At 39.2% G+C, this 25,693-nt stretch carries 26 protein-coding genes and 1 pseudogene; 19 read left to right on the top strand and 8 right to left on the bottom strand.

The genetic code is table 11. The annotated features are described in order from the left end of the window. Positions 1-125 precede the first annotated feature (125 nt). Both J7E67_RS04900 and J7E67_RS04895 read right to left on the bottom strand, forming a co-directional pair. Positions 126-572: a hypothetical protein gene (locus tag J7E67_RS04900; RefSeq protein WP_214716855.1), complete on the bottom strand. Its 447-nt coding sequence runs from the start codon at positions 570-572 to the stop codon at positions 126-128. Between the two features lie 183 nt (positions 573-755). Further along, positions 756-920: a hypothetical protein gene (locus J7E67_RS04895; RefSeq protein WP_214716854.1), complete on the bottom strand. Its 165-nt coding sequence runs from the start codon at positions 918-920 to the stop codon at positions 756-758. A 296-nt stretch (positions 921-1,216) separates the two neighbouring features. Between J7E67_RS04895 and J7E67_RS04890 the strand changes: the two genes are divergently transcribed. Further along, a complete protein-coding gene (locus J7E67_RS04890) occupies positions 1,217-1,885 on the top strand; it encodes a TetR/AcrR family transcriptional regulator (RefSeq protein ID WP_214716853.1) in 669 nt (222 codons plus the stop codon). Between the two features lie 13 nt (positions 1,886-1,898). Beyond that, positions 1,899-2,375: a CBS domain-containing protein gene (locus J7E67_RS04885; RefSeq protein WP_214716852.1), complete on the top strand. Its 477-nt coding sequence runs from the start codon at positions 1,899-1,901 to the stop codon at positions 2,373-2,375. A 101-nt stretch (positions 2,376-2,476) separates the two neighbouring features. Here the strand turns inward: J7E67_RS04885 and J7E67_RS04880 are convergent, their stop codons facing one another. Both J7E67_RS04880 and J7E67_RS04875 read right to left on the bottom strand, forming a co-directional pair. Then, positions 2,477-2,638 carry a hypothetical protein gene (locus tag J7E67_RS04880; RefSeq protein WP_214716851.1) on the bottom strand — a complete coding sequence of 54 codons (162 nt, stop codon included), beginning with the start codon at positions 2,636-2,638 and terminating at the stop codon, positions 2,477-2,479. Positions 2,639-2,805: 167 nt separating this feature from the next. Next, entirely contained in the window at positions 2,806-3,921 is a 1,116-nt protein-coding gene (locus tag J7E67_RS04875; RefSeq protein WP_214716850.1) for a metallophosphoesterase, read from the bottom strand. A gap of 240 nt (positions 3,922-4,161) precedes the next feature. Here J7E67_RS04875 and J7E67_RS04870 point away from each other — a divergent pair, with 240 nt between their 5' ends. Together J7E67_RS04870 and J7E67_RS04865 are read left to right on the top strand one after the other, a co-directional pair. Continuing rightward, positions 4,162-4,509 carry a metal-sensitive transcriptional regulator gene (locus J7E67_RS04870; RefSeq protein WP_214716849.1) on the top strand — a complete coding sequence of 116 codons (348 nt, stop codon included), beginning with the start codon at positions 4,162-4,164 and terminating at the stop codon, positions 4,507-4,509. Positions 4,510-4,748: 239 nt separating this feature from the next. Beyond that, entirely contained in the window at positions 4,749-5,006 is a 258-nt protein-coding gene (locus J7E67_RS04865) for a hypothetical protein (RefSeq protein ID WP_214716848.1), read from the top strand. Between the two features lie 105 nt (positions 5,007-5,111). On the opposite strand, the gene J7E67_RS04860 is transcribed toward J7E67_RS04865, so the two are convergent. Together J7E67_RS04860 and J7E67_RS04855 are read right to left on the bottom strand one after the other, a co-directional pair. Further along, positions 5,112-6,386, bottom strand: a complete 1,275-nt coding sequence (locus J7E67_RS04860; RefSeq protein WP_214716847.1) for an MFS transporter — start codon at positions 6,384-6,386, stop codon at positions 5,112-5,114. Then, positions 6,383-7,708: an alkaline phosphatase family protein gene (locus J7E67_RS04855; RefSeq protein WP_214716846.1), complete on the bottom strand. Its 1,326-nt coding sequence runs from the start codon at positions 7,706-7,708 to the stop codon at positions 6,383-6,385. Before J7E67_RS04855 ends, J7E67_RS04860 begins: the two co-directional genes overlap by 4 nt. Positions 7,709-7,879: 171 nt before the next feature. Between J7E67_RS04855 and J7E67_RS04850 the strand changes: the two genes are divergently transcribed. From J7E67_RS04850 to J7E67_RS04815, 8 genes are all read left to right on the top strand, one after another. Beyond that, entirely contained in the window at positions 7,880-8,794 is a 915-nt protein-coding gene (locus tag J7E67_RS04850; RefSeq protein ID WP_214716845.1) for an alpha/beta hydrolase, read from the top strand. A gap of 245 nt (positions 8,795-9,039) precedes the next feature. Continuing rightward, entirely contained in the window at positions 9,040-10,068 is a 1,029-nt protein-coding gene (locus J7E67_RS04845; protein WP_214716844.1) for a Bug family tripartite tricarboxylate transporter substrate binding protein, read from the top strand. Between the two features lie 75 nt (positions 10,069-10,143). Then, positions 10,144-10,596, top strand: coding sequence for a tripartite tricarboxylate transporter TctB family protein (locus J7E67_RS04840; RefSeq protein ID WP_214716843.1), 453 nt, complete (start codon positions 10,144-10,146; stop codon positions 10,594-10,596). Positions 10,597-10,652: 56 nt separating this feature from the next. Next, a complete protein-coding gene (locus J7E67_RS04835; RefSeq protein WP_214716842.1) occupies positions 10,653-12,179 on the top strand; it encodes a tripartite tricarboxylate transporter permease in 1,527 nt (508 codons plus the stop codon). An 81-nt stretch (positions 12,180-12,260) separates the two neighbouring features. Further along, entirely contained in the window at positions 12,261-13,889 is a 1,629-nt protein-coding gene (locus J7E67_RS04830) for an ATP-binding protein (protein ID WP_214731113.1), read from the top strand. After that, the gene (locus J7E67_RS04825) at positions 13,852-14,568 is read left to right on the top strand and encodes a response regulator (protein WP_214716840.1); all 717 of its coding nucleotides are present in this window, start codon (positions 13,852-13,854) and stop codon (positions 14,566-14,568) included. Before J7E67_RS04830 ends, J7E67_RS04825 begins: the two co-directional genes overlap by 38 nt. 245 nt (positions 14,569-14,813) lie before the next feature. Next, complete coding sequence (locus tag J7E67_RS04820; protein ID WP_214716839.1) at positions 14,814-15,308, top strand: flavodoxin domain-containing protein; 495 nt, start codon at positions 14,814-14,816, stop codon at positions 15,306-15,308. A gap of 200 nt (positions 15,309-15,508) precedes the next feature. Further along, positions 15,509-16,540, top strand: coding sequence for an ATP-grasp domain-containing protein (locus J7E67_RS04815; protein ID WP_214716838.1), 1,032 nt, complete (start codon positions 15,509-15,511; stop codon positions 16,538-16,540). Between the two features lie 70 nt (positions 16,541-16,610). Here J7E67_RS04815 and J7E67_RS04810 read toward each other — a convergent pair whose 3' ends face one another. Continuing rightward, positions 16,611-16,985 carry a nucleotide excision repair endonuclease gene (locus J7E67_RS04810; RefSeq protein ID WP_088086990.1) on the bottom strand — a complete coding sequence of 125 codons (375 nt, stop codon included), beginning with the start codon at positions 16,983-16,985 and terminating at the stop codon, positions 16,611-16,613. A 334-nt stretch (positions 16,986-17,319) separates the two neighbouring features. On the opposite strand from J7E67_RS04810, the gene J7E67_RS04805 reads away from it, so the two are divergent. From J7E67_RS04805 to J7E67_RS04775, 7 genes and pseudogenes are all read left to right on the top strand, one after another. Continuing rightward, positions 17,320-17,901, top strand: a complete 582-nt coding sequence (locus J7E67_RS04805) for a TerD family protein (RefSeq protein ID WP_214716837.1) — start codon at positions 17,320-17,322, stop codon at positions 17,899-17,901. Positions 17,902-18,280: 379 nt separating this feature from the next. After that, the gene (locus tag J7E67_RS04800; protein WP_214716836.1) at positions 18,281-19,789 is read left to right on the top strand and encodes a helix-turn-helix domain-containing protein; all 1,509 of its coding nucleotides are present in this window, start codon (positions 18,281-18,283) and stop codon (positions 19,787-19,789) included. Between the two features lie 36 nt (positions 19,790-19,825). Continuing rightward, the gene (locus J7E67_RS04795; protein WP_214716835.1) at positions 19,826-20,104 is read left to right on the top strand and encodes a hypothetical protein; all 279 of its coding nucleotides are present in this window, start codon (positions 19,826-19,828) and stop codon (positions 20,102-20,104) included. 251 nt (positions 20,105-20,355) lie between these two features. Beyond that, the gene (gene hutU, locus J7E67_RS04790; RefSeq protein ID WP_214716834.1) at positions 20,356-22,029 is read left to right on the top strand and encodes a urocanate hydratase; all 1,674 of its coding nucleotides are present in this window, start codon (positions 20,356-20,358) and stop codon (positions 22,027-22,029) included. Between the two features lie 21 nt (positions 22,030-22,050). Then, positions 22,051-23,343: an imidazolonepropionase gene (gene hutI / locus J7E67_RS04785; protein WP_214716833.1), complete on the top strand. Its 1,293-nt coding sequence runs from the start codon at positions 22,051-22,053 to the stop codon at positions 23,341-23,343. Next, positions 23,321-24,316: an agmatinase family protein gene (locus J7E67_RS04780; RefSeq protein WP_214716832.1), complete on the top strand. Its 996-nt coding sequence runs from the start codon at positions 23,321-23,323 to the stop codon at positions 24,314-24,316. The genes hutI and J7E67_RS04780 overlap by 23 nt, the downstream gene beginning before the upstream one ends. Positions 24,317-24,662: 346 nt before the next feature. Then, positions 24,663-25,010, top strand: a pseudogene (locus tag J7E67_RS04775) (alpha/beta fold hydrolase); the annotation flags it as partial. A gap of 97 nt (positions 25,011-25,107) precedes the next feature. Here the strand turns inward: J7E67_RS04775 and J7E67_RS04770 are convergent. After that, a complete protein-coding gene (locus J7E67_RS04770; protein WP_214716830.1) occupies positions 25,108-25,674 on the bottom strand; it encodes an undecaprenyl-diphosphatase in 567 nt (188 codons plus the stop codon). Positions 25,675-25,693: the final 19 nt, after the last annotated feature.

Here is a 25,693-nt window from a genome sequence, read left to right as displayed (position 1 = left end):
CGCTTTCCTTAGTTTGTGTAAAGAAAAATATAAAAATGGCAATTGACAGTAAAAATAGAAATATCTCTGCTTTAGAGGGCTCGAATGTTGGGAGGTCTGTTAAGGACAACATGACCACTTCCTTCTTAATTAGATTTGAATAGAATTTCAGGTTCGATTTTAAAATGTTCAGATATAATCCAACGAAATTGCGTAAAGACTTTTTCTAAATCAGGCAATGTTGGTTCGTGTTTAGGAACTCCAAAAATAGGTCCTGTAATATTAAAGCTAAACCTTCCTGGACCTATAAAGATACCTGACACATTTGTCTGATCGCTAATCAATAGTATGGCTAATAGGATATCCCCAATGTCCAATAACAAACTAAATGTATTATGTCCTGATTTACCTTCTAAACGCGCTATTCCAGTTAGCGGCCCACCAACAGATAGGGCAAATCCTCCTGGTTCTATAATAAGTCTAACAACTGTCACTTGCCCTGTTAATAATAAAAATGCCGTTATTATATCAATATTTCGTTGGATGGAACTAACTGTTCGTAGGCCTTTTTCTAATTCACAACTACTTTTCAACGATTTTCACAACCTACTCAACTTAAACTCTTCATATATAAAGATAATGACAAGGACAGAAATCAGTGCAGCCAAAGCATATCTTTTGTATATTATGAAATGAATCGAAGGATGCTACTCATTTTACAAAATGAAAGCCCATCACAATTGTGATGGGCTTTCTTGGTAATTAAAAAGGTTTGCTTATGACTGTGCAGGTTTATCAAGCGCGAAATCTGATGTGGGCAAAGTAATGATCTTGCCGCCGATTTGGACATGAATGGTGTCGTTGAAAATGGCTTTCACAATTCCCTTTAAGGAGATGGTTGAATTGACAGAGATTTTTTTGGATTCAGCTTGGTTTGCCACAATATCAACGCCTTTCGAAAATTGGTAGAAATATAGGAACTTATAGAAAAAAATTAAAATAAAGATACATTAAATTATTCGGAAAAATATTAGAAACTCCTGCTAAGGCAAGGGGATTTTTATAAAAAAATCGGTCATGTTTTGATCTACCTATATTGCAAAGGGGTGTTTAAACAATAATAGCGACTAACATGAACCGTAGGTCAAGTATCGCATTTTTGAAGTTGTCTGTCAACGAAAACATGAACTGTGGTTCAAATTTTAAAATCGTGGTATGATATATTTGAGGTGATAAAATGCCAGACAGTGATGACCTATTAATTGGTGAATTCCCTTTTCTCCCAAAACAGGAACGGGCGCAACAAAAAAGAAATGCACTGCTCGAAAGTGGACAAACTTTGTTTATTTCTAAGGGGTACGAGCAAACTACTGCTAAGGAAATTGCTGCCCATGCAGGTGTTGCTACCGGTACCTTTTATCGTTATTTTTCAGATAAACGCCAACTTTTAATGTCATTATTAGAAGACAAATTAGACAAGCTTCTCCCACCTGAACCTAGTTGGATTTCCCATGATCCAGTATCATTATTAGCATCGCTTTTAGGAGCCCATAATAAACGCCTTAATGAGTTAGGGATACAGCGTGTGTTGCCTGAGTTAGTGATGAAAGATCCTAGTCTTGCTGAATTTTTGGGTGACGCACGAAGGAAAATTCATTCGAGAATTTTGTTAGGGCTAAAACAAGCGGAAGAAAAAGGATTAACCTGGGAGGATCTCGATTTAGAAACTGTCGCGTGGGCAATTTTAGTCTTAGTGGAAAATGGTCATGGGAAAGAAGGACAAACTGGGAAAAGAGCGGATTTTCTAGATATTTCGAAAGTAATTTGCCGGATGGTTTTTCCACCAGATGTGTTACAGCAATTGCAAAATACGGATGAAACGAATAATCCAATATCCAAAAAATGAAGGTGATGTCGATATGATAAATGTTCAGGTAAAGGACTTTATGGTTAAGGATGTTATATCAGCTAGTCCAAGTGCTTCCATTAAAGATGTAATGACATTGTTTGTTGGGAAAAAAATTGGCGGTTTACCGATTATCGATGAGAATGGTGTGCTACGTGGATTTGTAACAGATGGAGACGTTTTACGGGCAATCAGTCCAGTCGATCGTCGGATTCATGATTATTTCTCTCTTATCACATATGTTGCAGAAGAAGACATGGAGAATCGGTTGAGAGAATTGGCTGACAGGGAAGTCATTCGGATTGCAAAAACCCACGGAATCGTAACCGTCCATCCTGAAGATGAAATGAAAAAAGTTGTCTCTCTATTGTCTAAGCATCACTTTAAAAAACTACCTGTTGTTGATGAGTCTAATCATGTGGTTGGTGTAATTAGCAGGGGAGATGTCATTCGCAGCATACAAGAAACGATTATTAATGATTGGCAATGATAGTCATGCAACTGAGACAGCCCTTCACTTTAAAGGGAAGGGCTGTCTTTGGAAAGAATATACTCCTATTGTTCCATTATAATAACCTTTGTAGGACTAAACTATTGAAGTGGTTTTTCAAGCAGGAGCTCAGATGCTGGGAGCGTTATGATTTTCCCGCCAATTTGCACATGAACGGTATCGTTGAAAATGGCTTTTACAATTCCTTTTAATGAAATTGTCGAATTAACAGAGATTGTTTTCGCTTCAGCTTTGTTTGCCAAATTAACCAACACCCTTCGAGATAGTTATGAAAATATTATATATGAAGATAAGGAAATAAAGCTAGAATAAATAATCAGAAAAGTTAAAAAATATTTTACGTTATGTGAACACGAAAATAAATTATCTTTTATAAATATGTGGGAAGCAAAAGAATGATGAGTAATTCTCATGTTTTTAAAAATGTAAGATTTATTTGAATGATTTCAGAACGACTGCCAATCCGAAGTGGAGGACCCCAAAAACCAAAACCGGATGAAACAATGGAATGAAGCTGACTTTTCTGAAGATAGCCCCAATCATTTTCAAATATCCTTTTTGTAATCAGATGATTCGGTGCCATTTGCCCTCTGTGTGTATGGCCTGATAAAAGTAAGTCGACACGATTTTCTTGCGCTTGAGTTATTTCAGCAGGCTGATGATCCATCATAATAATTGGCAGGGATGGATCAATATCTGTTAGTAAAGCTTCAATCGGTAGCCGATTTCGATCAGTTTTGTCTTTTCGACCTGCAAGATAAAAGCTGTCGGCTATTTTGATTACTTGATCTAAGAGGATAGTTATCCCGATTCTTTCCATTTCCTGCAAAAACTTTGGAATCCCGCCGCCATAATATTCATGATTTCCTAGGACTCCATAAACACCTAATGAAGCCGATAACTCCTTCATGACATCACCCATTTTCTTTTGAGTAAATGGCAAGGGATCGTCGTCAATGATATCGCCTGGCAGTAAAATGATATCCGGATTTAGCGCATTTACTTTACGAACAAGCCGGCGAACATGTCGGATGCCTGAAAGTCTGCCAAAATGCATATCAGAGGCCATGGCAATTCGTAGCTCAGTTAGATTGCCCACCTGTTTTGGAATGACAAGTGAAAAAGTCCGAACGACAGGGCTATATGCATTAAACGTTCCGTAGATAAATAGAATAACAAAAGATATTAATACCGCTCCTCCTACCCAATTGATGACAGATGTTGTGGAAAGATCAGCAAAAATGAGAACAAAGGCAACAAGATTGGAAAGAGGCAGGAAAAGGATGGCATATTGGAATAATCCAAACCAATAAGAGCCGATCATTTTAAATAGTGACACTTTTTTTGTGAAATGTCCGATGATGTATGAATAGGAAATGAGACTAACAACTAAACCGTATATCCATTTATCCTGCAAATCGAAAACTGAATGCAGCCAAACCCAGCCGTTCCAACCGATATAAAATGTTATGGCAGAATAAACAATTATGATGGTCATGAAATTTATCAAGTAGCGTGGTTTCATTAATTGCTCCTTCATTGAGGGAATATTTCATAAAACATGAAATGTAGTTCAAGTATTGCATGGATTTGGAAGGACTGTCAATTAATCAAGCCTTAGGAGTAAACCTGTATTTTAACTAAATTATTTTGATCTAGTGACTTAATCATAGCGGTAATAAATAGGAAGTTTAATAAATTCTATCAACCGTTCCCGTCACTTTCCGGAGGTATGATATAATAAGCCCAAAAAGGAGGCGGACCAATGTCTAATGAAGTAGGGAAGGTAGATGAACTTTTTGAAGAAACCTGCTGCACAGATGAAGGCAGCGATCGTAAGAGTCATCATCCGGATAAAGTGAAAAATAATCTTGTTACGAGACTAAACCGGATTGAAGGGCAAATTCGCGGTATAAAAGGCTTAATTGAAAAAGATACGTATTGTGATGATGTCATTAACCAGATATCGGCCACTCAATCCGCCTTAAATAGCGTAGCCAGAATCCTGCTTGAAGGTCATATGAAAAGCTGTGTTGTCGAAAGAATTCAAGAAGGTGATTTTGAAGTCTTGGATGAAGTTCTGGTCACCATCCAAAAATTAATGAAAAAATAATCGAGACAATTGATGTTCCAAGGACAATAAAAAATAATATTTTTAAGATTTAAAAATTTGAGAATTGCAAATGTCCCAATTTTTCATTTTAGATATAAGTAAAACTAAGAAATCCCTTGCTGGAAAGGTACTAGATATTAGTAGACTTTCCAGCTTTTTTTTGATTTGGGATACAACATCTTTAAAGAACGTCCCATTCCAAAGGTGAATATAATATTTACAAGGAAGGGTGGGTGCACATGTTTTTCTGTGGGTTAGTTCTTATTGGGATGGTCATTCCATTCGTGTTAATGAAAATAGATTCCAGATGGGTAAACTGGATCCCAGCGGTATTCTTTTTAGCAGCAGCATTTATAATGGGTGCGAAGGCGGTACTTTATCCAGGTGAAGGAATGGCTGATTTAGCTGAGAGAATCTATTTTATGATGTTTGGATCCGTTGCGATTGGTTCCATTATTGGTGGGACAATCGTTCACTTTATAAAAAGTAAAAAATAAACGCGCTCTTTCTAAAAGATTGTAGATTCTTAAATTCGCCCAATTATTGGTGTCAGGCACCATTTTATTAAAAAAAATAGACCTCAAGGTGAGGTCTAGTAATTTTTATTGAGAAATAGAATTTGATTGTGATATGCTGGTGGACTCCGGTACGCGTAGGAGGATGATGCCCCCGATGATGAAAAGAACAATTAAGCTAAACACGCCGCTATTGGTATTGCCGGTCATATATGCGGTGAATCCCATAAGAGACGGCCCTAAAATGGCTGCGAATTTATAAAAAATACTATAGAAACCAAAAAACTCATTCGCATGTTCTTTTGGAACAAGTTTGGCAAAGTAGGAGCGGCTTAAGGCCTGGATCCCGCCTTGTGAGGAGGCAACGAGCATCGCCAAAATCCAAAAATCTAACGTCGTTTTTAAGAAATAAGCATACGTACATATGACAATATAAACAAAAATTCCAACCAGAAGCATGGTTTTGCTTTTGAATTTATCGGCAAGTTTCCCGTATAAAATGGCGAACGGTGCAGCCACAACTTGTGTTGCAAACAAGATAATGAGTAGATTAGTAGAAGTGATTCCTAGATCGGATCCGTATGCTGTAGACATGGTAATAATCGTATTAACTCCGTCGATGTAAAAGAAATAGGCTATTAGAAATAGAAACAATGGACGGTATAACTTAATTTTCTTGAATGTTTCAAACAGCTGTTTAAAGCCATTGGAAATGGGGTTTGACACAGCCTCTTTATAATATACCTGTTTTACATTTTTTAGCATCGGAATCGTGAATAAGCCCCACCATAGGGCGGTAATTGCAAAAGCCGCTTGACTTGCAACCGTAACAGATAGTGGGAGAATGTTTTGCTGCGATAATATGATCAGGGCAATGCTGATAATAAAGGGGATCGTACTTCCGATATAACCCATCGCATAGCCTTTTGAAGATATCTGATTCATCCGATCCTCGGTCGTAACATCGACAAGGAAGGCATCGTAGAAAATATTTGTTCCACCAAAACCAATAACGGTAACCATGTAACAAATTAATAAAATTAGCCATTGATTACTAGGTACAACAGCAAGCAGCAAGGTAAATACAATCCCTAATACAAAGAAAAAGGTGAATAAGCGTTTCTTTAACCCTTTGAAATCTGCAATACTTCCCAAAATTGGGGCACAAAGCGAAATAAGCAGAGTGGCAAACGAATTAGCATATCCCCAATAGGCAGTGGAAGTGGTAGCAGCAAGCCCCGCATCGTTTGCAGCCGCTTTAAAATACAACGGAAATATTGCCGTGGTGATTAGGATCGAATAAGCAGAGTTAGCCCAATCATATAACACCCAGCCTTTTTCTTGTTTCGACATCCGACTCATGAATTTACCCCCTTTTCATTTTTCAAAATCTCTTCTATAGCCCTTCCATCTGTTTGGCCTAAATTTACGCCTAAAAGCCTTGCGAATGTGGGGCCTTCATCAATGAGACGGATTGAAGGCAGGGTGATTGATTTTATCCCTTTTCCGGCTGCCATAAAAATGGTTCCGTAATTTTCTTTCTCAGGTGAATAGCCATGACAGGCCAATGTGTATTTATGATTCGCGTTTACGTCCTCCTTCGTGATCGTTTTGATGAACTCTCCTTCAAAGTCTTCTAAAAAGAAATATCCTCTTTGGGCTTCAACCATAAAGGAACACGTTCCATCTGCGCCTTTTTCCGCAGCTTGTTCCCCAGTGATAACGTTTTCAATCCCGTTTTCAGAATCCTCATACAAGGAATCTAGCAATCGTCTCACTTTATCCTGTGTGGCGAAATCTTTTTTGTCTTTAATGTAAATATATGCGGAGCCATCACAACTTTTACAATAAGCCTTCCAATTAATTATTTTCCCTTTTCCGTTAGAAGTGATCATATTTTGCTCATGGAGAAGAACATTTAGGTTGACGGCTTTATTTTCATCTAAAGCACTATGATCACCTAATGCAACCACAGTGGAATTCTCATAGATTCCGCTTTCCTTTAAGGCATCGATAATTCTGCCAAGTCGGCTATTGTGGCGGTCGATTGCCGCGAGTGCTTCCTCCGAAGAAAAACCATGATAATGGCGCTGGGTATCCAAATCAGTAAAGTGGACCATCAATAAATTCGGCTTCTTTGATTTAATGGTATCGACGGTTGACTCTAAGACGAAGTCATCCAATTCCGGTTGACTAAGGCCTTTTCGGATATGACCGTAACGTTTATTGAGATCCCACTGAAAGCGGGGACTTCCACTCATCAGTGAAACAAGAATTTGATTATGCCAAGGGCGGTTCGCAAAAATTTCGGGCATATTATAGTCAATTTTTGCTTTGGCTGTTACTGGCCATAATAGAGCAGCTGTTGTCATATTTGCCTTTCTTACCTCGTCATACAAGGTTGTTCCTCGAATACAATCTCTGAACCAGTTCCAATCAGGAGAAACCATGCCTGGCTGTAGAAGAGTGTTATTAATTACACCATGTCGGTTCGGATAATTACCTGTGACAATCGTTGCATGACAAGGATAAGTGACGGAAGGGTAAATGGATTCGACTTTCTCTACATAGGCCCCATTTTTTAATAGGGTTTGAAAGTGTGGTAGTTCTTTTAACTTAGGAAAATCTAAGGCTGAAAGGCAATCAAATGAAATGATAATTAAATGGTCAGTCAGTCGTTTCATAAATTGGAAAACCTCCGAAAATATCTACCAGTTACTACAATTGTACTACAGGTAGGCGGAAATGGAAGAATGGTTACAGAATATTTACAATATTGTTGAAAGCATTGATTTAATAGAAGGTTTTTCTAGTATAATGATATTAGCAAATTCTGGATTAATGGGGGTAAGAAGATGCCAAGTATCCGAAGCTATTTTTTTGAAAAAGGAATTAAACTTTCGGTAAAAAGAGCACTAAAGAAGGGGATATCAGATCGAGCGATGGATGAACAGCGGCAGATGCTCGACACGGCTGCAAGAAAACTGGGGAAACTCCCAAAAAACTGCCAGGTTGAGCAACTTGAAATTGAAGGCTTGTACGCTGAGTGGCTTAGTTCCGAAAACATTTTAGCTGACAAGGTGATCCTTTATTTACACGGTGGTGGTTATGCATTTTGTTCAGCCAATACCCACCGCCCACTAGCGGCTCGTATTGGGAAAGCGGCGGGTGTAAAGGTGTTATTTCCAGAGTATCGTCTTGCACCAGAGCATCCATTTCCAGCTGCAATCGAGGATGCTGTTACCGTGTACCGCTGGCTATTGCAACAAGGTTATGATTCCTCCAAAATAATTTTGGCAGGAGATTCTGCAGGAGGTGGCTTAAGCATTGCTGCCACTTTGGTCTTAAGGGATCAAAATGAACCGCTGCCGGGGGCAATTGTTTGTCTTTCTCCTTGGGTCGATTTAACCAGCAGCGGGGAAAGTTATCGTAAAAACAAGGAGGTTGATCCATATTTAAGTGTGCAAGGTGTAAGGGATGCAGCACTAATGTATGCGGGGAATGAGAATTCCCTCAACCATCCGCTCGTATCACCTGTCTTTGCAGACTTGACCGGGCTTCCGCCATTATTCATCCAAGCAGGGAATCATGAGATCTTGCAAAGCGATGCAGAATTGCTCGCCACACAAGCACGTCATGCAGGTGTTGATGTCACTTTTAAAGTATGGGACAAGATGTGGCATGTCTGGCAAATTAGTGGTGATACTTTACCAGAAGCGAAAAAGGCTGTAAGCGAAATAGGGAATTACCTAAAGAAAACCTTCCAATAATTTTTTTAAGCATACCTTGGCCAGATCTTGGGTCGGTCCAAGTTATAAATGAAAATCTGAGAACTCCTGAGATCCTGAATCAGGAGTTCTTTCACGTGTAGATAACAATAATTCAACCTATGAACTTTATGAACAAAATGGTAGTTAAGTTTTTAATGCTATTTAAATGAATAATCTATGAAAACCTCAAAATTTTTGTAAAATTAAGAAAACGTTAAGAAAACGTTTACAAAGGGGGAAATGAAATGTTTTCTATCAAAAGAATTTCAGCAGTAATGTGTGCAGGAGCATTGGCATTAAGTTTGGGGGCTTGCAGCAGTAAGGAAACAGCGAGTACAAGTAAAAAAGAGGAAGGAACCGGTTATCCAACAAAGGCCATTAGCGTGGTAGCACCTTCAGGAGCAGGTGGAGGCTGGGATTTAACAGCCCGCTCGTTTACAAAAGTGTTAAGTGAAACAAAGCTTGTAAAACAGCCAATGACAGTTGAGAATAAGCCTGGTGGCGGTGGAGCAGTATTTATGGCGGAATATGCAACCCAGCAAGTGGAAAATAATGACATGCTGTTTGTCAATTCACCGCCGATTATTATCAACAATTTAAAGAAAGAAGGAAACAGTCCGTACGGTTATAAGAATACCACACCATTAGCACAACTTACGAAAGACTATGGAGCGATAGTTGTAAAAGCCGATTCCAAATTTAAAGATTTAAAATCAGTTTTGGAAGAAGTAAAGAAGGATCCTAGTAAGTTGACTTTTGCTGGTGGCTCGGCACCAGGCTCGATGGACCATTTAGTTTCCATTCTACCAGCCTATAAATACGGAGTTGACCCAACCAAAATTAAATACGTTTCCTATGATGGCGGTGGCGAAGCGATTACCGCATTACTTGGAGGAAACGCAGATGTCATTGGGACGGATGCCTCTAGCGTAAAAGAGTTTCTTAAGGCAGGCAAAGTAAGGGTGCTGGCGATTACATCCACTGAACGTTTATCCGGTGACTTTAAAGATGTCCCTACAGCGAAGGAACAAGGTGTCGATGCAGAATTTACGATTTGGCGTGGTGTATTTGGTCCAGAAAAAATGTCCGATGAAGCAAAAGCTTATTGGGAAAAAACCATTGATAAGTTAGTTCAATCACCTGAATGGAAAAAAGAAGTCGAGACACAAGGCTGGGAATTAGAGTATAAAAATGGGGCAGATTTTAAAAAGTTCTTAGATGATCAGGAATCACAAGTACAACAATTATTAGAAGCATTAGGAATGCAGAAGTAGAAGTAATCCAAGAGGGAAGGAACGACTTTCTCCTTCCCTTTTATTTTAAAATCGCACGGATTGGGGGGATTGCGGATGGACATTAAATTTGATCGCATCGCTGCTATATTGTTTCTAGCTGTAGGAGTCCTATTTATTATCGGAAGCAGAAGTATTGCAAGCTCTTCTTATGGAAGTGTAGTCGGTCCAGATATTTTTCCATTTTTTCTTGGGGTATTGCTGACGATTTTAAGTATTCGCTTATTTTATGAAACCTTTAATGGAAAAACGCAGGAAAAGAAAAAAGAAAAATTGCAGTATAAGCCTTTTTTAATTATATTGGCAGCCACATTAATCTATATTTTGACGCTAGAATCTGTTGGTTATGTGATCACAACATTTTTATTTCTTTTTGTCTGCTTTCAGACAATGGAACGTGCTAAATGGCTGACCTCACTAATAATCGCTGGATGTTTTTCTGGATTTGTCTATTTCTTATTTGTCGAAGTATTAAAAGGAACGCTTCCAGGGTGGCCAATTTGGTTTTAGTCAACTAAGTTATGGTGTCAGGCACCACGTTTCTTGGAAGGGAAGGGGGATATGTAATGAATACTCTTGATTATTTGATGCACGGATTCGGTTCGGCACTTATTTGGTATAATTTACTTTTTGCATTTGTTGGAGTTTTGATTGGGACAGCCGTTGGGGTGTTACCGGGGATTGGTCCGATGAGCGGCGTTGCCTTGCTTATTCCTGTTACCGCTTCCATTACGGGAGGACTTCCTCCTGAACAAGCCGCAACTAGTGCCATCATTCTCCTTGCTGGTGTCTACTACGGAGCCATGTATGGTGGATCAACCACTTCTATTCTATTAAATACTCCTGGCGAGTCATCGTCCGTAGTGACAACATTAGATGGTTATCAGATGGCAAAGAAAGGACGAGCGGGTAGTGCGTTATCGATTGCGGCAATTGGGTCGTTTGTGGCTGGAATCGTCACGTTGGTCGCACTAATTGCCTTAGCGAAACCATTGTCAAATCTAGCACTTAAATTTGGTCCTGCTGAATATTTCTCTCTGATGCTCTTAGGACTAGGCGCTGTTAGCGGATTGGCAGGAAAGTCCGTTACGAAAGCCTTAATTATGACGGTAAGTGGGTTGCTGCTTGCTACGATCGGAATTGACAATGTTTCTGGGATAGGCCGTTTTACCTTTGATATTCCTTGGTTATACCAAGGGATTGAATTCTTGACCATTGCCGTAGGTTTGTTTGCCCTTGGCGAGGTGTTTAAGACCATCTTAGAAAAAGATGGAGAAGATACACAAATGGCAAAGATTAATAATTTACTGCCTTCTAAAGAAGAGTTGAAAGAATCAGCTGGACCAATCGCCAGAGGATCCATCTTAGGCTTTTTTATCGGGATTCTACCCGGAGCGGGCGCTACTCTAGCATCCTTTTTTTCTTACATTTTAGAAAAGAAGATTTCCAAAGACCCATCAAAATTTGGAACTGGGGCGATTGCTGGTGTGGCAGCACCAGAATCTGCGAATAATGCCGCTTCAGGCGGAGCAATGATCCCATTGTTAACATTAGGAATTCCGGGTTCAGGCACAACTGCCATCCTGATGGGGGCACTGATGATGTATAACGTTCAGCCGGGTCCGTTATTATTCGAAGATCATCCCCAGGTTGCGTGGGGGTTGATTGCTAGTATGTTTATTGGAAATATTATGCTGTTAATACTCAACCTCCCGCTTGTTAAGGTATTTGCAAAAATCATTCAGACACCCAAGCAATATTTGATTCCAATAATTATTGCCATCTCTATTTTCGGGGTTTATGCGGTTCAAGTTTCGATTAATGACCTGTTGCTTCTATTAGGATGCGGTTTAGTTGGCTATTTTCTTAATAAACATGATTACCCGATTGCACCATTGGTGTTAGGACTTGTACTAGGTCCAATGCTTGAGAATAACCTGCGCAGAGCCTTAACGATTTCAAATGGAGATTTTGGACCATTTTTCACACGTCCTATCTCATTAAGTTTCTTAATTATGACAGTTCTTTGGTTGGTTATTCCGGTTATAATGAAGATGCGAGGAAAAAATGTCGTTATAAACGAAGAAGGATAATCTTTTTAAAGTTCTGATTATTGAAAAAAACCCCTTTTTTTAAGGGGTTTTTTTCTATATGATAGATGTAGAGGTGCTTGTATGCGATTACATACGAAATTAATGTTAGGTATTTTTATATTAATCATCCTAATTGGCGGGGTTTTTGAAATAACTTTTAAAAACATAATGGAATCCAATCTTAAGCACGAAAAAGGGACGAAGGCCTTATCGGTGGCACAGTCCATCTCAAATATGCCAGAGATTCAAAAAGCCTTTTATAGTACCGATCCTGCTGCCATTATACAACCGGTCGCAGAAAAAATTAGAAAACAGGTTGGAGCGGAATTTATTGTTATCGGGAATCGAAAGGAGATTCGCTATTCACATCCAGACCCGAACCGATTAGGACAAAAAATGGTAGGCGGAGATAATGAACGAGTCTTTAAAGGAGAATCGGTTATCTCAGAATCGATTGGAACCCTTGGGCCTTCCTTGAGAGGAAAAGCACCCATATTTAGTGATGGCGGCGAAGTTATTGGAGTGGTTTCAGTAGGATATCTTCAAACGGATATTGATAAAGAAGTTTCAAAGATTAGAAGAAAAATCTTTATGGTGACAATGATTATATTACTGGGAGGATTAATAGCCGCATTATTAATCTCCTTAAATATTAAGAGAGCGATTTTCGGACTTGAACCAAAAGAAATAGCTTGGATGTACCAGGAGAAACATGCCATATTAGAATCCATCCATGAAGGAATTATCGCAGTCGATACGAATGGGCGAATAACAGTTGTCAATGAAACCGCACATAAATTTCTCAATGTTCCGAAAGAGGTCCTTCTCCGTGGAAAAAGAATTGAAGATGTACTTGAAAATACGCATCTATATGAAGTTGTTCGAACGGGTCTTGCGGAGTATGATCGGGAATTTGCCATTTTTGGAGAGGTATTTTTGGTTAATCGTATTCCCATTTTTAATAAAAAGGGAGAAGTAATTGGAGCAGTTGCTAGCTTCAGAAACAAGTCAGAGCTTTCCAATCTGATTCAGGAATTGTCCCATGTAAAAGCATATGCTGAAGGACTAAGGGCACAGACACATGAATATTCCAATCGTCTTTACACACTTCTTGGCTTGATTCAGCTTGGTTCTTATAAAGAAGCGATTGATTTCATTTCAAGGGAAGTGGATGTCGCGCAAGGTTTCATAAGCTTCCTAATGAAGGAAATTCCTGACCCGATCATAGCCGGATTTATTTTAGGTAAGGTTAGTTTATCGAGCGAGTTAAAAATCAATTTTACAATAGACCGAGAGAGCAGCTTTAAGGATGTTCCAGCGGAAATCAGTAGGGATACGTTAGTCACAATTATAGGTAACCTTGTCAATAATGCCTTCGATGCTGTAAGAGAAAATGATAAGGAAGAAAAAAGAGTTTCTTTGTTTTTAACAGACCTGGGAAAAGAATTGATTATTGAAATAGAAGATAACGGAAAAGGCATTGACCCGAGCCTAAGTGAACAAATTTTTCAAGATGGATTTTCAACGAAAAATCGTCAAAGCAATGCGGGGATTGGGTTAAGTCTTGTTAAGAAAGCCATAAAGGGCTTAGGGGGATATATCACCTTTTCCTCGAATGAAGGAGCAGGGACGATTTTCACAGTAGCGATACCAAAAAGCAGGGGGTGTTTGAATGAAGCAGAACCCGGATATAGAAGTGTTAATTGTTGAGGATGACTTACGAATTGCAGAAATTCAAAAACGATTTATTGAACAGATTGCTGGTTTTCAAACGGTAGGAATTGCGGCAAGTTATCAAGAAGCAAAGACCTATATTGATCTACTACAGCCAGACCTTCTCTTGCTGGATGTATATTTTCCAGACATGAATGGAATTGATTTACTTAAAGAAACAAAGCAGCAAAAGAAACAAATGGATGTAATCATGATTACCGCCACAAAAGAGATTCATAAGGTTCAAGAGGCAATTAGTATAGGTGTGTTTGATTATATCATTAAACCAGTGATTTTCGAGAGATTCAAACAATCATTGCTTAGGTATCAGGAATTTCATACCAAGCTAGTTGAATTGAGGAATGAAAATCTCCATGTCACCCAACAACAGGTGGACAAGCTGCTGCGAAAAGAAATAGATCGATCCCTTAGCGAAAAAGCTTATTTGCCGAAGGGAATTGATCCGCTTACACTTGAAAAGGTTTTGGATGTCCTGTCGAAAGTCGAATTCGGGTTAACAGCCGAATTCGTCGCCAAAGAAATAGGCGTTAGCAGAACAACGGCCAGAAGGTATCTTGAACATCTCATGTCTGAGGAAAAAATTGCAGCAGATTTAGCTTACGGAACGGTGGGGCGTCCTGAACGTGTCTATTTGGTAAGAAGTGGAGTCAAATAGTATAACCACTAATAAGAAGAAGGCTATAATGTAGAGCCTTCTTCCTTTTTGATGTAGGCAGTGATTAAGAAGGCGGTGCCTGACACCATGTTGTACCTTTGTTTAATTGTAATAATATTGCCAATATTACCACAGGCGGGGATTGAATTTAGTTATATAATTAGATTAAATCTTCATACCCGGCACGATAGCAAGTAAATGTGGCCGTTTTTTTTGTAATGTAATATGAAGGAGGGGTAATTGACATGAAAAGTTTAATTGTGTATTGCTCGTCTCATGGGACTACAGAAAAAGCAGTAAAATTTTTAAGCGGAAGTCTTGAAGGAGCAGTTTTAACGGTTGATTTGAAGAGGGAGAAAGAAGAGTTCGTACTTGCCAATTTTGATACCGTTATCATTGGCGGCTCGATTCATGCAGGGAATATTCAACGAAAAATAAAACAGTTTATAAGAAACAACCTAGAAACACTTTTGGAAAAAGACATCGGTCTTTTCCTTTGCTGCATGCATGATGGCGAGACCGCCATCGAGCAATTTAACAATGCCTTTCCACAAGAATTACGCAAAAATTCCGCCGCAATGGGGTTATTTGGCGGTGAATTTCTCTTATCAGAAATGAACTTTATAGAGAAACAAATTGTAAAAAAAGTGAGCGGTGCAACCATTGATCAATCCAATTTAGATTATGAGGCCATCAAGGAATTTGCGTCCAAATTAAATAATATAAAAAGTCTTGTTTAGTATCAGCTTCTTAAATTAAAAATGGAATGAGAGCGTTTCTGCATTTGCAGAGCGTTTTTTTGTTGTTTTTTAAGGGCTTATAGGCATTTTATTCGATGTCCCACATAGGAATATGAATTTTTTGTCAAATTTTGCTTATAAAAAAAAGAAACAATGACTATAATGAAAGAGGTCTTAATACTACAAGGAAGAGGATTCAAATGAAGATTTGGTTTAACAGATGGTTTACAACGGTTTCCCATTATATTGATATGATCCGGTTCAATGAAGATAAGCGGAAATTTATCATTTATGGGACACATCCGAACAAAGATGCCCTTTATTTACAAAATTGTGATTACGCCTTTGTCGAGCCAGATATATCTGGTGAAGAATATATTGGTTTTTGTCTTGAATTTTGTCAGAAGAATGGGATCGATATTTTTGTCCCAAGGAAAGAAAATGTCCTCATCTCAAAAAGGCTTAGTGAGTTTGAGGCTTTAGGTGTTAAAGTGCTAGTTTGCCCTGAAGCAAAGTTAATGGAGACAATGGATAATAAAGCAGATACCTATCGGCTTTTATCAAACGGAGCAGCAAACTTTTTGATTCCGGACTATTATGTCGTCAATAATATTGAGGATTTTAAGAGGGCGTATGAAAAACTCAAGGAAAAAGGACATAGGGTTTGTTTTAAACCAGTGATTGGTGAAGGTGCCAATGGATTTCGGGTCATAATAGACCAAATCGTGTCCATTGACCAGTTTTTCAATCATGGAATTGGTTTCCGTATTCCCTATGCCCATGCTTGCGAAATTTTGAGCCAGCAAGATACATTTCCTGACTTAATGGTGTTGGAATTTCTTGAGGGAAGAGAATATAGTATTGATTGTTTATCGTCCCATGAAAAATTGTATGCTGCTATTCCTCGAATGAAGGGGGATGGAAGAGTCAGGGAGCTTGTGGAACAGGCGGAACTCATTAAATTAGCTCACGATTTTCACCAGGAGTTTAGATTGCCATATGTATTCAATATTCAGGTAAAATACAACAACATTGGTGTGCCGAAACTGTTGGAGATTAATCCACGAATGAGCGGGGGAATGCACATTAGTTGTTTGTCAGGGATTAACTTGCCATATCAAGCCATCAAGATTTTACTTGGTGAAGAGGTGGAAGTAGTCAAGCCAAGGTTTGGAATTCGTGCAAGTCATATTGAAAAGGAAATGATTCTGAAATATGGGGATATTAGTTAATTGAACAGGCAAAGCAAAAGAAAAGAGCAGGTTATTTTGTATCGACCTGCTCTTTTCACTATTAGGAAGCTTATTTATAAAAAACTTTATCGATATTGTATTTTGCATGTAGTGTATTAATGATAAAGGTTTCATAAATTTCTCTCTCCATCGGATCTTCCACAACACATACTGCTATCCGATAAACTTCATCACGATGTAATTTGATCGGCGAAACAGTATCTTCAAAATGTCTTTTTACACGAGGGCGCAACTTCCTTGCTTTTCCTACAAATAGTAATTCGTCATTTGCGTTTGAAAATAAAATAATCCCGCCTTTGTCTCTTGGGATCTTATTGTAATCAGTAAATCCATAAACGCTGCTTAGCGGCGCCTCTATTTTTTCTCCAACTTGGTTCTTCTTCGTAATCACTATATCAGGATTAGGTATTTCAATTTTTATCATTAAGAAAATCGCTCCTTGCTTAAAATAAACGGTGTCCCCGTTTTGCTAACAGTTCATTATAGCACAAACTTTTGTTAATAGATTTGACTTTCTTATTTTAACCATTTTTCAGTCCTCAAAACCGGTTATACAGAATCTCTTTGAATTTATTAGAGTGAGTAAATAATGGTAGAAAAAAATTCCTTATTTTTGTAAACTTAAGGAAAGTGCTGTGATTTTGCTGATTTAATTATGTTCGCAAGGTAAATATTTCTTGGTAGGATTCGATTGTTATGAACTTTCTATTTATAATAGAAGGTGACATAAAATATTAAGATTGGAAAGGGTGTTTTTTATGGCTATTTCATTGTCTAAAGGGCAAAAGGTTGATTTAACAAAAACAAATCCTGGTTTAACGAAAGTTGTTGTTGGTCTTGGCTGGGATACAAATCGTTATGACGGCGGGAAAGATTTCGATTTAGATGCAAGTATATTCTTATTAGGAGCAAATGGAAAAGTGACTTCTGAAAAGGATTTTGTGTTTTACAACCAGCTAGAGGGCGGAAATGGTTCCGTGGTACATACAGGTGATAACCGCACGGGAGAAGGCGACGGGGATGATGAGCAAGTAAAAGTAAATCTTAGCGCGGTTCCTTCTCAAGTGGAGAAAATCTCGTTTGTTATTACTATTCATGATGCAGAATCACGCGGTCAGAATTTTGGACAGGTTTCTAATGCATTCTGCCGCATCGTAAACGAAGAAACAAACCAAGAAATCATTCGCTATGATTTAGGGGAGGATTTCTCCGTTGAAACTGCCATCATTGTAGGTGAATTATACCGACACAATGGAGAGTGGAAATTCTCAGCCGTTGGCTCAGGTTACCAAGGCGGACTCGTACGAATCGCAACAGACTTCGGCCTAAACGTAGGCTAAGATGGTGAAAACAAAAAAGGACAAAAAGGTCAATTGACCATGTTGTCCTTTTTTCTTTGTTTATAGTGGGGTGTCATATTCGTGGTGTCAGGCACCGTAAAAAGACATTTGGTTGTTTTGTCCGCCTGGGGTGGACAAAGTCGAATTTGTTTGTTGGAAGTGTTTATAACTATCTAAATGGACAGGATTTTTGGTTTGGGGTATTGTGGAGTTAACTATTTTATTTTGATTTGATAATGGATTTTATATGAAATTTTTGTTTAAAACACAGGTTCTTTCGATTATTTTTGCAATCATTTGGGTTGTATGCCTCAATATATTAGCTTTTTTAGACCAGCCAGAACATTAAAAGAAATACGAACGAAAGAGGGACATTACGATGGGAGGAAAATGGCTGATTGCCGATCGCGATTTGAATGAACGTGAAGGATTAAAATGGCTGTTGAAAACGACTTCCATCCCTGTCACAAACATATTATTAGCTTCTAATTACCAGGAATTTGTCGCTAGGTTTGAACAAGAAAGGCCAGATGTTGTTTTAATCGAACTTGATATGATCTCCAAGGAGGTTTGGACAACCTTTCGCGATCTGATGAAAATCTATGATCCAGTATTACTGTTAACTACCGCAGAAGGAACCTTTGAAAAAGCTCGCCTTGCCATTGACATGCAAGCGTTAGATTTAATGGTTAAACCTCTGTCAGCAACAAAGGTTACATCTGCTTTCCAAAAAGCCTCACGAAAACTTGGTACTAAAAATCAGGCAGACGGAATTCTTAGTCCCCAAACATATAAGGACATATCATATGAAGCTTTATTTATTTCTCAACCATCTTTATCAGAAAATTTTCATATGGCCGCTTTTCAAACGGAAAGTATCGGTATGATACGTTCATTGCATTCTTTCTTAAGAGAATTTCCGTTCAAGGGTGTCCAAGGTATATTCGCAATGGACGATATGGTTGTGATTTTGTTTAAGGAAACGGCTCATCAGTTAATAGAGCAGTGTCAAAAAGCGATGAGAAAATGGGAGGAGGAATTTTCTGACCCTCTTGCCATCGTTGTCCATAAAGGAAATTCTTCGGCAATAAGCTTGAATCAACAATACTTCCAAACCCGAAAAATGCTGGAGTTCACCTATTATAAAGGCTATCGTCAAGTAGCTGAATTTGAACACTCACCAGAATGGGTACATATTGACCCTTTTTTAGCCCCTCCTGAACAGAGAGCATGGGTCGACATGCTGACAAATACCGATTTAGAAAAAATAAAGAAGTGGCTGTACGAGGAATTTTTACAATTACAAGAACCATTTCCTGATCCAGGATTGGTTAGAATCCAGCTTACGAGTATACTCGCCCAGGTTAGAAGGTTTATGAAGACCAATAATTTAGACGAGGACCAAAGTTATGAACGAGAGTACCGCTATATTTTCAATTCAATTTTGTACGATAAGGTCCTTTATCGTACAGTTCAAAATCTCATCTTATTTATTCAAAAATTGTTTATAGGTGCAGAGAGCAGCCCCAGAAAAAAACAAGATCCGATTGAACGTGGCATATCCTATATGGAGACTCATTTTTCCAATAGTTCGCTCAGGCTTGAAGATGTGGCGCAGTATGTTGACCGAAATCCTTCCTATTTCAGCCATATGATGAACACTAAAACTGGTTCGAGCTTTACAGAAGTATTGACGGCCATAAGAATGAAGGAAGCTAAACGGTTACTGATTGAAACGAACAAACCGATTAAAGAAATTTCAGACCTTGCAGGCTATCAAAATTCAAATTATTTTAGCCGGATGTTTAAGGAATTTGTAGGTACTTCACCAAGAGAATTTCGCATGAATACAGTGAATATGTTTAAAAACGAGAGGGAGACAGACTGATTTTTGTTAAATTTATTTTGGGAGAGGTGGGGAAAATTGAAGACAGTTATTATTATTCTGGTTTTATGCTACCTGTTATTTTCGTTACTTCAATTGTATTTCAATAGAAAATGGCAGCTGGTTTACACGGCGTTTGGACATGATCATTATTTTATGATTATTGCTAAGTTAAATGCTGCAGGCGTTAAATATAAAATCAAAACTCCTGTGAATTTTCGCAATGACGCTGGGTTTAAGGATCAAAAACAATATGATATTTTTGTGAAAAAAGATGAAGAACACAGGGCACATGCTGCCCTCCAAAATAAAAATTAATACTTTGTTTGTGTTCCTTAAAATAAAGTAAGTATTGGACCCATCAGGAAAGTGATTGGGTTATTTTTTATGTAATCAAACCTAAAGATAATATCTAATTTATAAAGATATTATGGTTATAAGGACGAACTATCTAAAAAAAATCTAGTACAAACTACAAATATTATCTATTATCTAATGTTCCATTCGTATTTTTCAGAAGATTTTATTTTTATAATAAAAATAGACCTAAAACAAAAGGAGTGGAAACAATGGAAACAAACATAACGAATTCAAGAGTTATTAAAAATTATAAAGGTACTGAATTACATGCAAAGGGCTGGATCCAGGAGGCGGCACTGCGCATGCTAATGAACAATCTGGATCAAGAGGTTGCCGAAAGACCGGAGGATTTAGTCGTTTATGGAGGAATTGGCAAGGCAGCCCGGAACTGGGAGTCCTATGATGCTATCGTGAATACGCTGCTAGAATTGGAGAATGACGAAACGTTAATGATACAATCCGGTAAGCCAGTGGCTGTTTGGAAATCGCATAAGGATGCACCGCGTGTGTTGCTCGCTAACTCCAACCTGGTTCCAGCTTGGGCGAATTGGGAGCATTTCCACGAGTTAGATAAAAAGGGCCTGATGATGTATGGTCAAATGACCGCTGGAAGCTGGATTTATATTGGCAGCCAAGGAATAGTGCAGGGAACGTATGAAACGTTTGCCGAGCTTGCCCGTCAGGAATTCGGAGGAACATTAAAACACACCATCACGCTAACAGCAGGACTAGGCGGCATGGGTGGAGCACAGCCTTTATCCGTAACAATGAACGATGGTGTATGTATCGCAATTGATGTGGATGAGACAAGAATCGACCGCCGCCTTGAAACCGCTTACCTTGATATTAAAACAAATGACCTTGAGGAAGCATTAAAAATGGCTCAAGAAGCTAAGGTCGCAGGTAAAGCATTATCAATTGGTTTATTAGGTAATGCGGCAGAAATTTTACCAATCATGATTGAAAAAGGCTTTAATCCAGATGTATTAACGGATCAAACTTCTGCACACGACCCGCTAAATGGCTATGTTCCAGTTGGTTTTACATTAGAAGAAGCGGCCGCCCTTAGAAAAGCAGATCCGGTAAAATATGTGAAGTTGGCGAAGCAGAGCATGGCACTGCATGTGAAGGCAATGCTCAAAATGCAGGAGAAGGGTGCGGTAACTTTTGACTATGGTAACAACATTCGTCAAGTAGCTAAGGATGAAGGTGTGGAAAACGCATTTGATTTCCCAGGCTTCGTTCCCGCCTATATCCGTCCATTATTCTGCGAAGGAAAAGGTCCATTCCGGTGGGCAGCACTCTCGGGTGATCCAGAAGATATTCGCAAAATTGATGAAGCCCTGCTACGTGAGTTTAAAGATGACGAACATCTTTGTAAATGGGTGAAGATGGCCCAAGAAAAAATCAGCTTCCAAGGCCTTCCAGCCCGGATTTGCTGGCTTGGATATGGTGATCGTGCTCGCTTTGGTAAAGTTATCAATGATATGGTTGCTTCTGGAGAAGTATCGGCACCAATCGTTATTGGACGTGACCACTTAGATGCAGGTTCTGTTGCATCGCCAAATCGTGAAACAGAAGCCATGATAGACGGCAGTGATGCCGTTTCCGACTGGCCGATATTAAATGCGATGATTAATGCTGTTGGCGGCGCAAGCTGGGTTTCCTTACACCATGGCGGCGGCGTTGGCATGGGTTACTCTCAACATTCCGGAATGGTAATTGTTGCAGATGGTACAAAGGATGCAGAAGTGCGTCTACAAAGAGTCTTAACTACAGACCCTGGCATGGGTGTGGTCCGTCATGCCGATGCAGGTTATGAGCTGGCAATAAAAACCGCGAAAGAGAAAGGCATCAAAATGCCAATGCTTAAGCAAGACTAAGACTGAGAGGATGGTAGATTAATGAGTACACCAATTTTTATTAGAAATGCCTCTCAACTTGTGACTTTACAAGGGAGTTCCGATGCTCCTCGTGTAAAGGGTGAGATGTCTGAACTTGGCATTATTGAGAATGGCAGTGTTTGGGTGGAAGACGGAGTGATTCAGGCTGTTGGAACGGATGTGGAGCTTTTTGAAAAATATGCTGGTCGCATTGATGAGGCAGAAGTGGTAGATGCGAGTGGTAAACTCGTAACTCCAGGACTTGTTGACCCACATACACATGTTGTTTTTGCCGGCAGCAGGGAAAATGAGTTTAACATGCGACTTCAAGGTGCAACCTATATGGAAATCATGAACAGCGGCGGTGGAATCTATGCGACGACTAGACGGACACAGTCGGCGACACATGAAGAGCTTTTTCAAGAAAGCTATGAGCGCTTGAATCAATTCCTGCGCCACGGTGTCACAACAGTTGAAGCGAAAAGTGGCTACGGGATGGAATGGGAAACGGAACTAAAGCAGCTGGAAGTGGCCAAACAGCTTAACGACAAGCATGTGATTGATGTTGTTTCAACCTTCATGGGAGCTCATGCCGTTCCAAAAGAGTACAAACAAAATCCTAATGAGTTTGTTAGATTGCTAATTGAGGAAATGATTCCTAAGGTGGCAGAGCTCGGACTGGCTGAATTTAATGATGTTTTTTGTGAGCATGGCGTTTTTACTCCGGAGCAATCGAAGCAGATTCTTGGAGCCGGCCTGCGATATGGCTTGATTCCGAAGATTCATGCGGATGAAATTGAGCCCTATGAAGGGGCTGAATTAGCGGCAGAGGTTGGCGCAATTTCGGCAGACCACCTATTAAAGGCATCGGAAAAAGGTATGAAAGCTATGGCGGAAAAGGGAGTAGTTGGCGTGCTGCTTCCAGGAACAGCTTACTTCTTAATGGCGGAGTCTGCAAATGGCCGTAAAATGGTTGATTTAGGGGTACCTGTAGCACTATCGACAGATTGTAATCCAGGCTCCTCACCAACCGTTTCCCTTCCATTCATTATGAATCTTGGTTGTTTAAAAATGGGGTTAACTCCTGCAGAGGTAATTGTGGCTGCGACCATTAATGCTGCTCATGCTATTAACCGTGGTCGCGAGATTGGCAGCCTCGAAGTAGGAAAAAAAGGAGACGTTACGATTTTTAACGTTGGAAATTATATGAAACTACAATACTCCTATGGTGTGAATCATACGAATACAGTTGTGAAAAATGGTCAGGTGGTTGTCAGGGGAGGTCATTTAGTTGAAGAGCTTTCTCTATCCTAAACTGGTTCCGCCAAGTTTTACATGGGTGAGGACTGATGAAGGGGCAGAGGTTGCGAAGGTGCACGAGTGGATCCAACCACTGACCGCTGCCTCGGATCCTGAAAAAAGCAAGGACGCCGACTTTGTCGTCGTTGGTGTTCCGCTGTCTCGTTCATCGATTAGCGCTTCAGGTGCCTCGGAGTTTCCTGAGGCATTTCGACGCGCATGGAAGGGTTTCACTACGTATAATCTTGATGAGGATATCGATTTGGCGGAAATGACAGCATTGGATGTTGGTGATGTACCGATGCATGTCACGAATATCCAGCAGTGTCATGATAATATCATCGAAGCGTCTGCTGCCCTTCAAAAGCACTTTGGAACTTCTAAAGTGTGTGCAATTGGCGGTGATCATTCAATTACAGCGATGATGGTAAAGGGCATGAACCACGTAAGGCCTAGTGAAAAAATTGGGATTCTCCAATTTGATACCCACTTTGATTTAAGAGACATGACCGATAATGGTCCGTCCAACGGGACACCAATGCGGAATCTGATTGAAAGTGGTGTGGTCGAAGGCAGGAATATGTACAACATCGGCCTGCATGGATTCTTTAATACAAAAGACTTAAAGAAATATGCGGATGAAAAAGGTGTTAACTATTTCACACTGCGTGAAGTAAGAAAAAAGGGAATTGAAGAAACTGTTGTTGCTTGCTTAGAAGCACTCGCTGCGAAGGTAGATACCATTTACTTAACAGTCGATATGGATGTCCTTGATATCGCTTATGCTCCAGGAGTACCGGCTTCTACACCTGGCGGCATGACAACAGAGGAACTTCTCGAGGGAGTACTAGCAGCTGCTAAGCATCCAAAGGTAAAAGCGATGGACATCGTTTGCCTCGACCCACTAAAAGACACCCATGTCCAACCAACAGTCAAACTCGGCACGCACGTATTTCTAACTTTTCTAACAGGTGTAATGCTGCGTTAGAGAAGGGATAATAATTTGGTGTCAGGCACCACCAAAAGACACTTCATTCAATTTATCCACCACGGATGGACGGTGTTTTATGAAATTTCTAGTGATGAATGGGATTTAAAATTGAAAGCAGGCAACCATTATCTTTTGGTTGCCTGCTTTTTTATGGATAAAATAAATAAATAATCCTCCACAAAAGTCATACCTATTTATTGTATATTATAAAAAAACTAAGATAAATACTAACTAATGATGCTATAACTTGGTATTAAATGAGTATGCCATTAAAGATCCTGGAAAACATTCTTTCTAATGACTTTTTGGAATTATTTAAGATTTATGAGGTGATCAAACACACATGACAATGTTGGATGTGGACGGTATCAGTCTGTATTATAACGTTAAGGGGGAAGGGACTCCAATTGTTTTTATTCATCCCCCACTACTCACAAGCGCGAATTTCAAGTACCAAATAGATGAATTATCTCAAAAGTTTAAAGTTATTACATTCGATATTAGGGGACATGGAAGGAGTTCGTACTCAGTACAACCAATAACGTATCCGCTAATTGTAGAAGATATCAAACGTCTATTGGATCATCTGAAAATCACAAAAGCATTTCTATGCGGATATTCAACCGGAGGGTCTATTGGATTAGAATTTTTATTGACATTCCCGAATCGTTCCATAGGTCCTTTACTATTGAGGAACAGGAAATGCAACTGAAGAACAGTTTTTAGGAGTTAAAAATACATAAAGAGGTAATTCCTACCGTTATGGAATTACCCTGATAGCAAAAGTGTTAGCGGTATCTTACTAAAGAACAGAAACTATTATAAGAATGGATAACGCGATCAATGAATGGATTCCAAACCTGTCTGGTAATGTAAACAATTATTGAAGTTAAACTTCCTAGGAAGGCACTGCCTACAATATCAGAAGGAAAATGTTGACCCATCCAAATGCGTGAGAATCCTGCCAAGAAAGCTAAAATGAACATAATAGAACCCACTACGCGCTTATAAAGTAGTACAGAAGTTGCTGCAGCAAACGCTAGAGTGGTGTGTTTACTTGGAAATGATGAATTCTTTTTTGAGGGGGACGGGGGTAATAAATGTACCCAGAATTTCAAAAATGGACGTGGTTTAAAATAAAACAGTTTAATAAAACAATTGAGGAGTATTGTTAAGACAACAGATATTCCTACATATAGGGTGACTTTTTTATAACTGTTGTTCCGAAACCACATAAAGATTAATAAAACCACATACAAATAACGAACTTTTTGAGAAATTATAATCATAATCATGTCGAAAAGTCGATAACGACCAGCAAATTGGTTTATAGCTCTAAATATTCTGTAGTCCATTCCAATCACTCCTCCAATT

The organism is Bacillus sp. ISL-46 (assembly GCF_018613205.1).
This window is presented reverse-complemented; position numbering and strand designations above follow the sequence as displayed.

What these genes read in the sequence shown, in the direction of transcription:
- J7E67_RS04890 (WP_214716853.1), top strand. Translation starts at nt 1,217, where the DNA reads ATGCCAGACAGTGATGACCTATTAATTGGTGAATTCCCTTTTCTCCCA.
- J7E67_RS04885 (WP_214716852.1), top strand. Translation starts at nt 1,899, where the DNA reads ATGATAAATGTTCAGGTAAAGGACTTTATGGTTAAGGATGTTATATCA.
- J7E67_RS04875 (WP_214716850.1), bottom strand. Translation starts at nt 3,921, where the DNA reads ATGAAACCACGCTACTTGATAAATTTCATGACCATCATAATTGTTTAT.
- J7E67_RS04870 (WP_214716849.1), top strand. Translation starts at nt 4,162, where the DNA reads ATGTCTAATGAAGTAGGGAAGGTAGATGAACTTTTTGAAGAAACCTGC.
- J7E67_RS04865 (WP_214716848.1), top strand. Translation starts at nt 4,749, where the DNA reads ATGTTTTTCTGTGGGTTAGTTCTTATTGGGATGGTCATTCCATTCGTG.
- J7E67_RS04860 (WP_214716847.1), bottom strand. Translation starts at nt 6,386, where the DNA reads ATGAGTCGGATGTCGAAACAAGAAAAAGGCTGGGTGTTATATGATTGG.
- J7E67_RS04855 (WP_214716846.1), bottom strand. Translation starts at nt 7,708, where the DNA reads ATGAAACGACTGACTGACCATTTAATTATCATTTCATTTGATTGCCTT.
- J7E67_RS04850 (WP_214716845.1), top strand. Translation starts at nt 7,880, where the DNA reads ATGCCAAGTATCCGAAGCTATTTTTTTGAAAAAGGAATTAAACTTTCG.
- J7E67_RS04845 (WP_214716844.1), top strand. Translation starts at nt 9,040, where the DNA reads ATGTTTTCTATCAAAAGAATTTCAGCAGTAATGTGTGCAGGAGCATTG.
- J7E67_RS04840 (WP_214716843.1), top strand. Translation starts at nt 10,144, where the DNA reads ATGGACATTAAATTTGATCGCATCGCTGCTATATTGTTTCTAGCTGTA.
- J7E67_RS04835 (WP_214716842.1), top strand. Translation starts at nt 10,653, where the DNA reads ATGAATACTCTTGATTATTTGATGCACGGATTCGGTTCGGCACTTATT.
- J7E67_RS04830 (WP_214731113.1), top strand. Translation starts at nt 12,261, where the DNA reads ATGCGATTACATACGAAATTAATGTTAGGTATTTTTATATTAATCATC.
- J7E67_RS04825 (WP_214716840.1), top strand. Translation starts at nt 13,852, where the DNA reads ATGAAGCAGAACCCGGATATAGAAGTGTTAATTGTTGAGGATGACTTA.
- J7E67_RS04820 (WP_214716839.1), top strand. Translation starts at nt 14,814, where the DNA reads ATGAAAAGTTTAATTGTGTATTGCTCGTCTCATGGGACTACAGAAAAA.
- J7E67_RS04815 (WP_214716838.1), top strand. Translation starts at nt 15,509, where the DNA reads ATGAAGATTTGGTTTAACAGATGGTTTACAACGGTTTCCCATTATATT.
- J7E67_RS04810 (WP_088086990.1), bottom strand. Translation starts at nt 16,985, where the DNA reads ATGATAAAAATTGAAATACCTAATCCTGATATAGTGATTACGAAGAAG.
- J7E67_RS04805 (WP_214716837.1), top strand. Translation starts at nt 17,320, where the DNA reads ATGGCTATTTCATTGTCTAAAGGGCAAAAGGTTGATTTAACAAAAACA.
- J7E67_RS04800 (WP_214716836.1), top strand. Translation starts at nt 18,281, where the DNA reads ATGGGAGGAAAATGGCTGATTGCCGATCGCGATTTGAATGAACGTGAA.
- hutU (WP_214716834.1), top strand. Translation starts at nt 20,356, where the DNA reads ATGGAAACAAACATAACGAATTCAAGAGTTATTAAAAATTATAAAGGT.
- hutI (WP_214716833.1), top strand. Translation starts at nt 22,051, where the DNA reads ATGAGTACACCAATTTTTATTAGAAATGCCTCTCAACTTGTGACTTTA.
- J7E67_RS04770 (WP_214716830.1), bottom strand. Translation starts at nt 25,674, where the DNA reads ATGGACTACAGAATATTTAGAGCTATAAACCAATTTGCTGGTCGTTAT.